General features: G+C 42.3%; 5 protein-coding genes, 1 tRNA gene and 1 pseudogene. 4 read left to right on the forward strand and 3 right to left on the reverse strand.

All coding sequences use genetic code 11. The features are described 5' to 3' along the window. Positions 1-118: 118 nt before the first annotated feature. Positions 119-913: a pyrroline-5-carboxylate reductase gene (gene proC / locus U0035_RS20205; protein ID WP_114790747.1), complete on the reverse strand. Its 795-nt coding sequence runs from the start codon at positions 911-913 to the stop codon at positions 119-121. A gap of 333 nt (positions 914-1246) precedes the next feature. Between proC and U0035_RS20210 the strand changes: the two genes are divergently transcribed. Next, the gene (locus U0035_RS20210; protein WP_114790748.1) at positions 1247-3436 is read left to right on the forward strand and encodes a glutamine synthetase III family protein; all 2190 of its coding nucleotides are present in this window, start codon (positions 1247-1249) and stop codon (positions 3434-3436) included. A gap of 67 nt (positions 3437-3503) precedes the next feature. Here U0035_RS20210 and U0035_RS20215 read toward each other — a convergent pair whose 3' ends face one another. Continuing rightward, positions 3504-4706, reverse strand: a complete 1203-nt coding sequence (locus U0035_RS20215; RefSeq protein WP_114790749.1) for an NAD(P)-dependent oxidoreductase — start codon at positions 4704-4706, stop codon at positions 3504-3506. Between the two features lie 193 nt (positions 4707-4899). Between U0035_RS20215 and U0035_RS20220 the strand changes: the two genes are divergently transcribed. The 3 genes and pseudogenes from U0035_RS20220 (at position 4900) to U0035_RS20225 (ending at position 9362) form a co-directional block, all read left to right on the forward strand. Then, positions 4900-4983: transfer RNA gene (locus U0035_RS20220), tRNA-Leu, on the forward strand. Positions 4984-5522: 539 nt separating this feature from the next. Beyond that, positions 5523-5732: pseudogene (locus U0035_RS23060) on the forward strand (phage integrase SAM-like domain-containing protein); the annotation flags it as partial. 1662 nt (positions 5733-7394) lie between these two features. Beyond that, entirely contained in the window at positions 7395-9362 is a 1968-nt protein-coding gene (locus U0035_RS20225; RefSeq protein WP_114790753.1) for a fibronectin type III domain-containing protein, read from the forward strand. A 394-nt stretch (positions 9363-9756) separates the two neighbouring features. Here the strand turns inward: U0035_RS20225 and U0035_RS20230 are convergent, their stop codons facing one another. Next, a complete protein-coding gene (locus U0035_RS20230) occupies positions 9757-13875 on the reverse strand; it encodes a hybrid sensor histidine kinase/response regulator transcription factor (protein WP_114790754.1) in 4119 nt (1372 codons plus the stop codon). Positions 13876-14091: the final 216 nt, after the last annotated feature.

Consider the following 14091-nt stretch of genomic DNA (forward strand, 5'->3'; position numbering starts at 1 on the left):
TGTACCGGCTAAATTGATTAGCCTCAGCTATCTTCTCTGCGGAATGGCCACCCTTTTCTATGCTCTTACGATTAACATCACAAGAGACTGAGATGAGGGGGTGTGATGAACGGCGTTTTTAATCTTTCGCGATTTTCTTATAGCTGGTAATCACACCGCGGATCAATGAAGAGCTAAAGCCCCTGTGCTCCATTTCATTTAAGCCTACAATGGTACAGCCCTTGGGGGTAGTAACCTTATCGATTTCCTGCTCAGGATGCGTGTTGTTGGAAAGCAGCAGTTCTGCCGCTCCTTTTACCGTTTGAGCGGCGATAAGGCTGGCTGTTTTAGCATCGAAGCCAATTTCTATGCCTCCCTGTATATTAGCTCTCACATAACGAAGGGCAAATGCGGTGCCGCAGGCGCCCAATACCGTAGCGGCATCCATCAGTTTGTCATCAATAACAGCCACTTTTCCAACGGTATTGAACATTTTAGTTACGGTTTGCACCTGTTTGTCGGTGGCATTATCGTAGCTGATACAGGTCATGCTTTCCTGTATGGCAACCGCCGTGTTGGGCATGGCGCGGAACACAGGTAACTCAATCTGTGCCATTTCTTTCAGGTCGCTGACGGTTACACCGGTAATAACCGAAATTAAAACCTGTTTTTTAGTTAATACGGGGGCGATGGTTTTCATAACCCCTTCTACCTGGAAAGGCTTTACCGCCAGAATGATCACATCGCTGTCCGAAGCTGCTTTTACATTGTCATCAGTGATCTTAACGGTTTTGGGTAATTCACCTTTCAGGGTAGATAGATTTCTTTTGGTAATGGTAATGTCTGCCGGATTGCAGAAATCACTTTTGATTAATCCCTGTGCTATAGCGGTACCTAAGTTTCCTCCGCCTATAATGGCTATTTTTTGTGACACTGATATTTGTTTTAAAAACGATTAATGAAGCAGCGGTATACGCTGCCAATAACTTTTTGTAAGGGTAGCAAATCTACAAAAGCCTGCGAAGAATTCCGGCATTTACCTGTTTGGGTTAACCTGGATTAAAGGTATTTTCTTTCAACTGCCCGGAGATAGCACTGTTTTGAGGAAAACTAAAAATAAGGGTCAATAAATTATAAATTTAAATAATGTTATTAAAACTGCCAAAAAAATAAGAATAATTATATTTTTTGCGATGATTACAAATATTTTTAATAAAAAAATCTCTTAAATCGTATATTTGCACTCAATTAAAACAAACTTATCACGATGTCTTTAAGAATTTCTGCACTTTCGAACATTCCGGCTACAACAGATGAGTTGGGAAAGATTACGCCAAAAATAACCACTGTATTTGGCTCGCATGTATTTAACCTAAAAACTGCAAGAGAGTATTTAAGCGATGACGCTTATAAAAGTATTGTTGCTTCAATCAAATCAGGACAGAAAATAGACAGAAACGTAGCTTCTAACATCGCTAATGGTATGCGTGCCTGGGCAGAAAGCAAAGGTGTTACACACTTTACGCATTGGTTTCAACCGCTTACCGGTACTACTGCTGAAAAGCATGATTCGTTTTTTACATTGAAGAGTGATGGTACGCCTATTGAAGAGTTTGATGGCGCTGCATTGATTCAGCAGGAGCCTGATGCGTCTTCTTTCCCTAATGGTGGCCTGCGTGCTACTTTTGAGGCAAGAGGCTATACGGGTTGGGATCCTTCTTCTCCGCCGTTCATTATTGAAATTGGTCATGGCCGTACACTTTGTATTCCTACCATTTTTATTTCATACACTGGTGAGTCGTTAGACTATAAAGCGCCTTTATTAAAATCTATCGATCTGTTGAACAAAGCGGCGGTAGATGTTTGTAACTTTTTTGACAGGAACGTAACCCGGGTTAATGTTACTTTAGGCTGGGAGCAGGAATATTTTGTTGTGGACGATGGTTTATTCCGTGCAAGACCTGACCTGGTAATGTGTGGCCGTACTTTATATGGACATAACTCCGCTAAAAACCAGCAATTAGAAGATCACTATTTCGGATCTATTCCTGAAAGAGTGTATGCTTTTATGCGCGATTTCGAAAATGAGTGCTATAAATTAGGTATTCCTTTAAGAACCCGTCATAACGAGGTAGCGCCTGCTCAGTTTGAGTGTGCGCCTATCTTTGAAGAGGCAAACCTGGCGGTTGACCATAACACTTTGTTGATGGATGTAATGAGCCGTATTTCCATCAGGCATGGCTTACGTGTATTATTGCACGAAAAACCATTTGCCGGTATCAATGGTAGCGGTAAACACAATAACTGGAGTTTATCTACTGACACAGGCGTTAATTTATTAGCCCCTGGTAAAACTCCAAAAACCAATTTGATGTTCCTTACATTCTTTGTAAACGCCATCAAAGCGGTTCATGATTATGCTGATGTATTAAGAGCGTCTATTGCTTCTGCACCTAATGATCACAGGTTAGGAGCCAACGAAGCACCTCCTGCTATTATTTCTGTATTTATTGGTGAGTACCTGACTAAGGTATTGAACGATATCAAGCAGCGTGTAAGCGGCGACATGGACGAGCAGGATGAAAGCATGCTGAAATTGGATATTCATAAAAATATTCCTGATCTTTTATTAGATAATACCGATCGTAACCGTACTTCTCCATTTGCGTTTACTGGTAACAAGTTTGAGTTCAGGGCGGTAGGTTCTACTGCTAACTGCGCGAGCCCGATGACGGTGTTGAACACGATCATGGCGCAAACGCTGAAAAACTTTAAAGCAGATGTAGACGGATTAATTGAGAAAGGAGAGAAGAAAGAGATCGCTATTATGCAGGTAATCAATGATTATATTGTAAGCAGCGAAAAAATATTGTTTGAAGGTGATGGTTACAGCGAAGCGTGGGAAAAAGAAGCAGAGAAAAGAGGTCTTCCCAACCTGAAAACAACACCTTTGGCTTTAGATGCGATGGTAAACGAAAAAAATACCAAGCTGTTTGTTGAGAATGGTATCTACAGTCATTCTGAGCTTCACGCGAGACACGAGATCGAGCTGGAAAAATACATTAAGAAAGTACAGATCGAAGGTCGTATCATGGGTGAAATGGCTACCAGTATGATCCTGCCTCCGGCGATCCGTTATCAGAACCTGCTGGCTAAAAATATCAAAGGCTTAAAAGAAGCAGGTTTAACTGAAGAAGCCTATGCCAATCAAAAACAGATCTTAGACAAAATCTCTGAGCATATTAACAAAGCCAGCGACCTGGTTGAGAAAATGATCGGAGCCCGTAAAATAGCCAATGCTATTGAAGATACACGTACAAAGGCTATCGCTTACGAAAGCCAGGTGAAAGCTGCATTCTTTGATCAGATCCGCTACCACGCTGATAAATTGGAGCTGCTGGTTGATGATAAAGAATGGTACCTGCCTAAATATCGCGAGTTATTGTTCTTGCGCTAATAAGCAATTCAATGATAAGTTAAAGCCGCTGCATCCATGCAGCGGTTTTTTTTGTCTTGTTAGAATATCATTTGTCAGCTACATAGTCCTGCAGGTAGGCAAAGTGTTGGGTCAGTCTGCCCCCGGATGCAATAGTGGCTCGTTGAATAATGGCATTTCCGCCCTTTACCAGGTCGTCCCAAACATATTTAATCAATTGTTCTCCAAAATAGCGGCTGGCATCCCGCGGTAGTTCGTTGGGCAGGTTGCTTACCGCCATTATATCTATAGCGTTGTGTTCATACGGTGCTGTTTGCTTACGGGATGTTTTATCGATACCATAAACAGGCGCTTCGATAGTAGCGCTGCCCATATTAATAGGCACAGAACCTCCTTTATCGTCAGAGATATCTGCAATGGTTTGAATAATAAAATCGGGTTGCGATATATGTTCTTTCCTGAAAAGCCTGGGGATCCCTTCTTCCCAATAAACACCGTTTAACAAAATATCAGTCTGGCTGGCATAAGGTAAAAATTTGCTTTGATAATTCTGTGGATGCTGATGAAAATCTTCGCGGCTATAATTGCCCGTGACCTCGTGTTCATAAAGGTCCTTGCCTTTTAGCTGCGTATACACCGGGTAGGTAAACCGCCTTTTTAAATAGTCATCCGGCTCTACTTCATGCAATCCCAGCAGGTTCATGATCTCGATAAGGCCATGTGCTACACGGCCGCTACCGGTTACTGCCACCTTTATATTGGGTAGCTTCAGTCCAAAATAACTATGTATTAATTCTTTGAAGTTTTTCTGTTTAAAAACCCTTTCCAATTCATATAATCCGGTTCTTTTGCCATAGGCCATGATGCCATTATGAGCGCCTACAATGCCTGCAAAAAAACCGAAGCCGATGATACGCTGACCATCGTCGTGCTCCAGGCACTCATAATCGATCAGGGTGATGTTTTTTTGCAGGATAGCTTTTAACAGGTTGCGGTTATGGGGTTGCTTTTTGCGGGTATGAGAGAAGAACAGGTAAGTCTTATCTTCAATTAGGCTATCAACAGCAGCTTCCTTGATACCTAAAAGAATAGAACAGTCTTGCAGATCATCTGATAATATGGCGCCAGCCCGCTCATATTCTGCATCCTGGAAACATCGTATTGCGGAAGGTTGAACAACTATGGACAACTGGTTGTTATGAGACAGGAGCCACCTACACTGATCGGGTGTTAAAGCCACGCGGTTGTCGGCAGGTATCTTTTCTTCTTTAATGATGCCAATTTTAATCATATAACTTTGTAGCAGGGTTGTATGCAATTTACTTTAAAGATTTCTGAATGATCATATTAAAAAAAGTATGGAAATTTATTCTAAGGGCTATTCCACGCAAAAGTTGCTGTAAATAGGGGCGTAAAATAATACTTTGTAACAGGGTGTATTTTTGATGATTATTTCGTAATATTGCACCCCGTTTCGAAGAGAAGCCCAGATGGCGGAATTGGTAGACGCGCTAGACTCAAAATCTTGTTTCGGCAACGGAGTGCAGGTTCGATTCCTGTTCTGGGCACAAAATAGCCTTGTAGGTCATTGATTTACAAGGCTATTTTATTATGTGTGTCAAATTTGTGTCGCTTTTTTCACTTCCTACCGCTTTCATTGGCACATAAATGACACACAAGATGACACACACTTTCGCAGGAACCCAACCTGCACTTACAGGCACACCAACCACCCCCGTATGGCAATTTTACCAGCTTATTGACACACACTTTGATACACACTTTTTTTATAAGATTAAAAAATATTTAGGGATTCGGATTCTCAACCACAATTGTTCAGTTCCATTCACTTTCTCTTTAGACCCTTTAACAAGCCCATTACGGTTGCACAAAAATTCAAAAAGTGGTACCTACTTTGAGGCCCTTTTTCCTAACCCTGAAAATTGTGCGTTATGAATTATTGGGAAAGATTAAACAGGAAAGGAGATGAGATCTATTATTATTATGATATTGGTAGAGAAAAAGGAAAGCCAGGCTATTCTGGATATCCACGCTATAGGAACGCCATTTATTACCAAAGCATAAGTTTCATGAAAACTTTCCGGACTTCTGTGCCAAATACGTAAAAGAGCATAGATCAGAAGACAACAGGCATCTACCTTGTAGTTTGAATAAGTTCAGAGAGTTTTTGGGGAAAGAACATATTTCTCCGATAGATATCACTGAGAATCTGTGTAAGAGATTCAGAAAGTTTTTATTAAAAAGGCTAACCGGAGAAACTCCTCAGAACTATTGCAAGATTCAAGTGGGCGATTAATGCTGCGACAAAAGCAAGATACTTTATTAATAATCCTGCCGAAAAGGTCGGTGCACAAGCAAATCCATCCAAAGTACTCAAGGAAATTTTCGAGGTTGAAGATTATTTAAAGCTGCTGGCAACACCTAGTCATAACCAGGAAATGAGTGAGGCGTTTATATATTGTTTGTATACTGGGCTTAGATGGGCTGATGTATCGGTACCTAAATGGAAGGAGATTAAAGACAAAGAGTCACTACCCGAATGATACAGGTTAAGACCGGTAAACCAGTGGTGATCACCATGAATCCTATCGCTTTACAAATACTGGAGCGCCAAAGGACTAAACGAGATATAGTAAATCCAGAAGATGTTGTTTTTGATTTGCCGACATTAAATGGAGCAAACAAAATGCTCGATTGCTGGGTCAAGGATGCAGGTATTGATAAGTATTTTACCTGGTCTTGTGCGCGGCTAAGCTTTTCAGTTTTACTACAGGATAAACGTGTTGACTTACCACTGTTGCCTATATGTTGGGACATACTACCATTAAGCAGGTGGAGCGGGCTTATAAAAGACATCGTCCTATAGCTCAGTCTGAAGCTATCAGTTTACTACTTTCTTTTTAATGAAAGAGGAGACATTTACAGAACGATTTACTGATCTGCTAGGTTCAAGAGATTGGATAAACATAGCGTGGAATCTCATTTGATGTTGTTAAATGCATTTCTTAGGTATTTAGCCCAAAACCAAAACCGGATCTCTGAATAGGATTCAATCAGTCATCAACAAAGCCTTTCTGTAAAGGATACGCATAGTTCCGGCTGCAAGCCGTCTTTCTTGCACCCGCCGATATCCATGATGCGCCAAATTTATCACTAAACTGACCGCAACTTGTATGAGGTTTGGTCCAATTGGATATAGGTTGTCATCCACATATATACAAAGGAAGAGGCAAAGACTAATGTGTTCCGTTAGCGCAGCGTTACCGTGTGTCATATTGGCCCACAATAAGTCTGTGCACCACTCCACGACGGCATCGCCTTTCACCAGCCTCCTATATTCCAATCCGGTAAGTATTTAAAATACTAAACAGTTTAGTGTTCTTTTGTAGGCACATGAACTCCATTTATATAAACTTCACTTGGCTCAACGTGGTTATATCGTGCAGAACTTCGTCCCGTATGGGTATGATAGGCCCTTTTTTCACGTCATAATCAACGGCAGAAACAGAGGGAATCACATTTGATACACACTGGGTCGTGTCATCCGGGAGAGGGATGCTCTTTGATTTTGGTGCACAATAAGGATAGGTAATTGAAATTTGCATAGTCGGAAAATGAAAAAAGACAGTTACAAAGCTGAAGCGTACTCTATCCACGCCTCAGGTCATTGCAGTCACAGCGCATTTCCAGGCACTAGTACCGCCACAACGTCGCTTCCGCCCAAACATCTATAAGCCCTATACAGTATCCTCCTCAATTACGGGAAAAATACCCGGTCGAAGATAGTTTGCACTGAATACATTTGTGACCGCTATCAACCACGCTGCCATCTAAACAGATAGTTGCAACCGGCTTCTTGTGACTGCGAACCCATGAAGAGTTGAACATTCGTCACAGGCAGTTGATGAAAATAATAGCTATACCTGGTCATCAATTAAATAACATATAAAAAACAGTTATGGCAGTAATCCAACTTTTACCCGGTGGGGCAGGAGGCGTAAGCTTCAGCGGGCAGCTAATCGCACCGGTCAACAATCGCCTGCTTGCAATCGTCAGCGTAGCCAATTATATCTCTTTGACCATTGAAGGGTATATCGTCGCGCATCCCTATCTCTATACCGATTTTAGAGATAAGACAGGTGTAAGCTTTAATAGTGCCACGGAGGTGGTAGAATATATACAATATAACTTTGTGGAGGGCTCGGCAATGCAAAAACTCGCTAAACCCGAGCTGACTATCGGTGCCATTACGCAAAGCTCCATAGAGGCGGAATGGACCAATGTAGCGTCTGCTCAAAATTATGTACTTCAGTATAGCACGGGTAGTGGGTTTGACAACGCGGTAACAGCTTATACCGGCGCCGACTTGTCCGATGTTATCGAAGGATTGAACGCGCAGACTTTTTACAATATCAGAGTTAAAGCGATTGCGGATGGATATACGGATAGTGATTGGGCGATCCAAATGAATATTGAAACCCTGGAAGGCGAAGACGCGTTATCGTTGGGAACGACAACAGCATTGTACCAGGTACTGAATTGGTTGCCCGTTTCAGGCGCCTACGTCTACCAGTTAAGGAGATCCGCAACTTCATCAATGGCAGTTTATGAAACCTTGTATACCGGCAAAGAACTGACTTATAAAGATAATACGGTAATGCCCGGTAGCGACAATTACTACCAGGTCGTACCTATGGCTGCCAATACAACCTTCTCACCATCAAATATCCTGCTAGCAGACATACCCAACCTGACGGGCAATGTATATGAAGTAGGAACAAGTACCCCGGGTACCCACCAGGTTCCTATTGATGGCGCCGACTTCTGGCCGAATGGCGCCTCTGCCCCGGTTACTCTGCAACCCGGAGATACTATTGAAATCATCTCGAACAATTATTACATCATCGATGTGAAGAATATCAATATAGCAGGCGATCTGCCTCTTTTGATCCGTCCTAAAGTGCCGGGTGGTGTTATCTTCGACGGTCAGGGCTATACCCTAGTGCTGGATGCATTAGATAATGTAAGAGTTACTGGGATACAGTTTGCGAACAATCCTCTGAACTGTGTAGAAGTAAAATCAGCCCTACATAATGTTATTCTGGATCATCTCACCTTTAATAACATTAACGAAGGGATACGCTGGACCAATACACTCGGCAGTATTGTATATAATCCATCCGATCCCACTACTTATTGTAGTAATGTGCAAATTTCACATATAATCGCTAATAACGTAGGACAGGTGGTGAATACGTCCTATACAGCGGGCATTGCCGGCGGCAGCATTACTGGACTCGTAAGGGATCTTACCTTCTCTTCCTGCAGTGTCATTAATGCACCGGAAGCGGGAGCGGTTCTATCGCTGTCTTGTGTGGATAATGCAAAAGTGCATGACAACTATTTTGAAAACATTAACCTGGACCTAACCAACCATACCTGCATCTGCCTGTTTAAAGGACCCGGTCAGTGGTTCTCCAATAAGGCTAAAAATGTGCAAGGACAAATGGTACGTTTCTGGCCTAGTAAATATTCGTCGGCTATTGCAGGGCTGCTGGTTTATAACAATATTCACTACAATACACCTATGTATGGCATGTTTGAGATCCAGGTAGTGGAAGCTGATTATACTTCACCTGCCTTTATTCCCATAGACGGTGCACTCTTCGAAAACAATTCGGGTGGTCTTTTCAATACAACGAATTATTCCTTTGCCGGCCGGTTCCTGGATATATATGATAAAGCTTATTATGGAGATCTAATCGTAAATCATAACCTGATGTTCGCCAACCAGGATGATCAGTGGTATCAGTTAGGACTGCCTGACAGTGAAACCGGTAATGAATACTTCGCTACGGCCGCGTTGGCGGTAGACAATACGACGGACTTTCATAGCCTGCATACAGGCACAGGAGCCTCGCTGTAAAGTAATATTCTAAAGGTGCACCGGCCTGGTAATTTAGGTCGTGGTACCTTTATTTTCTCAGCAGCTAGGAATTGATGTTGAAGATGTGACATTGAAAACAGGTATGTGTTCCGGACACATAACCCCTCTGAATGAGGGGTTTTTTATGCCGTGAAGGGTGGTATTGACGGAAATACACCAGTCTTCCAGTAATGACGCCCTTAAAAATATCTCTTTCTTGTTGTTTGATCACAACTGCAAGATCTGTTTTAACTAAGTTCGGTGGATACATGATTTGCACATCTTCACAGGTTTGAAAAAGAAGACCGGTTTTTGCTGTTTTACAATGCTGGAAGCCATATAGCAAGACATTGAACCATCAGCGCTTTCTATACAAATCATCAGCGCGGCGCCATTACTTACCAAGATCCTGTAAAAATTGTGAGGGTGTTTTTCCGAATTCTTTTTTGAACGCTTTGGTAAAGTACGATTGAGTTTGCATGCCCACCCGGTACATCACGTCAACTATGAGAACATCTTCTTCAGTCATGATTTGAGCGGCCTTCCTCAGTCTGACCGTTCTTACATAGTCCCCAATTGAAAGACCCGTAATTGCTTTGACGGTTTGGTAGAGTTTGGAACGACTCATGTTCATTTCCCTGCCAATATAATCGACATCCAATTCTGGATTTGATATCTGCTTTTCAATCAGGTCGGACAGCAACTCAATAATTTGTTGTTCTTTACTGGAATGGGTAGCAGCCAATGCTTCGCTGTAGCGTCTGTTACTCCAATGAGTTTTCAATGTTTGCTGGTTCTCAAAAATGTTCTGGATGGTAACAATCAACAGGTCAGTGTTCAGTGGTTTAGAAAAATAGTGGTCTGCACCGGAGTTTATTCCTTCAAGTTGAGATTCGATAGCAGCTTTGGCGGTAAGCATAATTACGGGGATATGACCGGTCGCGGGGTTTTCTTTAATCTGTCGACAAAATTCTATTCCATCCATTCCTGGCATCATTACATCACTAATAACAAGGTCAGGCATTTTATCACGTATCAGGCAAAGTCCGGCTCCTCCTTCGTCGGCTTCAAATATTTCAAACTGGCTGTTGAGGCTTTCCTTTAGAAAATGCCGCAATTCAATGTTGTCATCTACTAAAAGTATGTGCTTACGAGCGCCTGTATTAGAAACTTCATTTGCTATTGCTTGTGGCTTATAAATTGAAGCGTTGGTTTCATTGGGCAGTCTTTCCAGATCCACCTCGCTATCTTTTCTACTTTTGATCCATTTTTCTTCATCAGTGTAGTCACCCGCGCCTATAGGAAGCCCGATGGTTATTTCTGTACCTTTATGTCTTTCACTTTGTACATAAATAATCCCTTTGTGCAGACGTGTTAGACTTTTTACAAAAGCAAGTCCCACTCCTGATCCGAGATGTGAATCGGTCAGTCTGTAGTAGCGTTCAAAAAGGAATTGAAGCGAATCCGCCGAAATACCAATGCCGTTGTCGGCGATCTGTATATATAAGTATTCCTTCGCTGCGTATTCATTTTTGATAACCAGTTCGTTTTTAAATGTTTTGGGAATATCCTGGTAATTGCTTCGAACCGTGGCCCGTATGGTTCCGCCGGAGGAAGTGTATTTAAAAGCGTTACCAATCAAATTAATTAAGATCTTTTCCAGGGTTTGTCTGTCAAACCAGGCCTGCGGTAAATTGTTAGGAATATCCAGCCGGAAATCAATACTTTTTTCTCTGGCGAGCGCCATAAATTCATCGGCTATTTCATTCACAAAAATATGGATGTTCCCCGGCATGGTTTTCAATTTGAGCGCACCGCCTTCCACTTTTCGAAAATCCATTAGAACTGTTATTAGCTCCATCAGCCGGCTGGCATTTCGGTGCATGGTGACATAATAATGATAGAAAGGACTATGGGGATCTTCTTTTTGTATTTTTTCAAGTGGGCCAAGTATTAAGGAGAGCGGCGTTCGGAACTCGTGCGAAATATTGGTAAAGAATTGAAGTTGCATTTGATGCATTTCTTCACTTTTAGATTTTTCAATCTGCTGTATTTCATATCTCCTTTTCATAGAGATGAGCAAGTAAGTAGCGATTAAGACGATTACAATCACCAACATTTTAAACCACCAGGTTTGCCAGAAGGGTGGGGTAATATAAACCGATAACCGCGCCGGATTTGTGTTCCACACACCATCATTATTGGCGGCTTTTACCTCAAAAGTGTATTTACCAGGAGCGAGATTCGTATAAGTAGCTCTCCTGGCGGTCCCTGACAGATTCCACTGGTCGTCCAGTCCCACCATACGGAATGCATATTGGTTTTGCTCTGTGTTAATATAGTTGAGTGCCGCAAACTCCACTGAAAATGTAGCCTGCGAATAAGACAGGGTTAGCGCGTTGGTGTAAGCCAGGTCGTTGGGTAATATGCCTGCTGTATTACCGGGCGTTATCCGTTCGTTTGATAAATATAATTCGGTAAAATAAACCGGAGGTAAAAACAGGTTGACTTGAAACTGGCTGGGGTAAAATGCATTATACCCGTTGACGCCACCAAAAAGCATTTGACCATTTTTGGTTTTGTAGTAAGCACCTGCTTCAAATTCGCGACTCTGCAATCCGTCAACAGTACTGTACCGTTTAAATGTATTTTTCTCCGGATGGTATCGCACGATACCATTGGAGGTGGAAATCCAAAATATACCGGTTTCATCTTCCAGAATACCTTTTATAAAATCGGCCGATAAGCCAGCACGATCTTTATAAAGGAAAAACTGGTCTTGGGCTTCATCATATAGGTATAAACCTTGTTGCCCTGCCCAAAGTCTTTTCCTGCTGTCCATATATAAAACCCTGAGATCTGGAAATTTGTCGGACTGCACAAAATATTGCCTGAATTGTCCGGTAGTTTTTACCAGGCGGTTTAATCCTCCGTCATCAGTGCCAAACCATAGATCCCCCCTGGCGTCCTGGCAGATGGATACAAAATTTTTACCTGTTATATGACTGAGCTGCTTTTCATCTCCCGTAACTTGTTTAAAAGTTCTGTTTTGCCGATCGAGTAAATAGAGTCCTCCATAATAAGTGGCTACCCAAAGTCTAGCCTCATCATCTTCAAAAACCTGCTGAACAAAATTGGATCCAATGGAACTAAGATCATTTTGATCATGAACGAAACGTGTAAACTTACCTGTTTGGCGGTTCAGCAAATTGAGTCCTCCTCCCCAAGTGCTTACCCATAAATTTCCCTGACGATCGCCGGTTACATGTAATACTTCATCCGATCCAATGCTTTGTGGGTCGAAGGGATTATGCCTGTAATGGGTGTATTGGCGCGTAACCGGGTTGAAGCAATTCAATCCGCCTCCATCCGTACCAATCCACAGTAATCCGTTATCATCCTCGTAAAAGGATTTTACATCACTTCGGCTGAGACCGTAGGCGCCGGGTTGTTGCCCATGAAATTCAAAATTTTGGCGTCCGGGCGTATACAGATTGACGCCCCCCCGGTGGGTACCTATCCAAATATTTCCCTGCTTGTCTTCGTAAAGTGCCGATACTGTTCTTTGAGACAGGCTGGCGGGGTCAGATGATTCGTTTGTAAATCTCTGAAACGAACGCCTGCCGGGAAGAAACAGATTTAGATTTCCGTTAACGCCACCTATCCAAACGTTATGAAGTTGGTCTATTAAAATGCTTCGTATCAGGTTGCTGGCGATACTTGAAGGATCCTGGCGGTTGTGCAGATACTGTTGGAAGTTACCCGTTTCAGGTTGCAGATAGTACAATCCTTTTTCATTACTTCCAATCCAGATGTTCCCGGTTTTGTCTTTACTGAGCACCTGAATGGCATAACCGGCGCCTGCGGGGTACTTGGAGTATATTGAAAATGTACCTGCCGAAGTATTAAAGCGCAGCAGGCCGGCTTCAGTACCCAGCCAAAAATATCCATTGTTATCTTCCAAAAGGGATTTAATATAATTTAAACCTCCCTTTTTCGATTTTTGCGGGTAAAATCTTACAAAGGATCCGTTCTGTGGTTGGTATAGATTGAGTCCGTCAGATGAGGCGATCCAGATTTTGCCCGCCTCGTCTCTGTGAATTGCGTTAATCTGGTTGTTGCTCAAAGAGCCGGCGCTCAGGTTTTCAGTTTTAAACCGTTTGAATTTGCCGGTTTTCAGATCTAGCCTATTAAGTCCGCTTTTCGTGCCAATCCAGAGCATGTTATTGGCGTCTTCAGCAATACAGGTAATATAATTATCACTAATACTGTTGGTGTCAGCCGAATTATTTTTGTAAATCCGTATGTTGTAACCGTCATACCGGTTCAGGCCATCTCTGGTACCAAACCAGATAAATCCCCTGGAGTCCTGGAAGATCACTTCAACTGTACTGTTAGACAGGCCCTGTTCACTGGTAATATGTTTAAAGCGGATATCAGGTATTTGCGCATGGCAAATGGAAACCGTTAATATTTCGAAAAGGAATGTTAGGATGACAAAATAAAATCGCATTAAGGTGAATTTAATTTCCGATCTGAACCAGGCAGGCAAAATAATTAACAAACGCACTGAAACCTAATAAAAGTGAAGGTTCTGGACGATAGAGCCAAAAGAAAAGACAATAGAATAAAGCCCCCCCTGCTGCTTAAAGTACCTTTCAACCGAATTAAAAAACGATTGCCGCCCATCTGAAAAATGAGCTGGCTTTATTACTAACGATCAAAAAGC

The organism is Niabella yanshanensis (genome assembly GCF_034424215.1).
Classification (GTDB): Bacteria; Bacteroidota; Bacteroidia; order Chitinophagales; family Chitinophagaceae; genus Niabella; species Niabella yanshanensis.

What these genes read in the sequence shown, in the direction of transcription:
- U0035_RS20210 (WP_114790748.1), top strand. Translation starts at nt 1,247, where the DNA reads ATGTCTTTAAGAATTTCTGCACTTTCGAACATTCCGGCTACAACAGAT.
- U0035_RS20215 (WP_114790749.1), bottom strand. Translation starts at nt 4,706, where the DNA reads ATGATTAAAATTGGCATCATTAAAGAAGAAAAGATACCTGCCGACAAC.
- U0035_RS20225 (WP_114790753.1), top strand. Translation starts at nt 7,395, where the DNA reads ATGGCAGTAATCCAACTTTTACCCGGTGGGGCAGGAGGCGTAAGCTTC.
- U0035_RS20230 (WP_114790754.1), bottom strand. Translation starts at nt 13,875, where the DNA reads ATGCGATTTTATTTTGTCATCCTAACATTCCTTTTCGAAATATTAACG.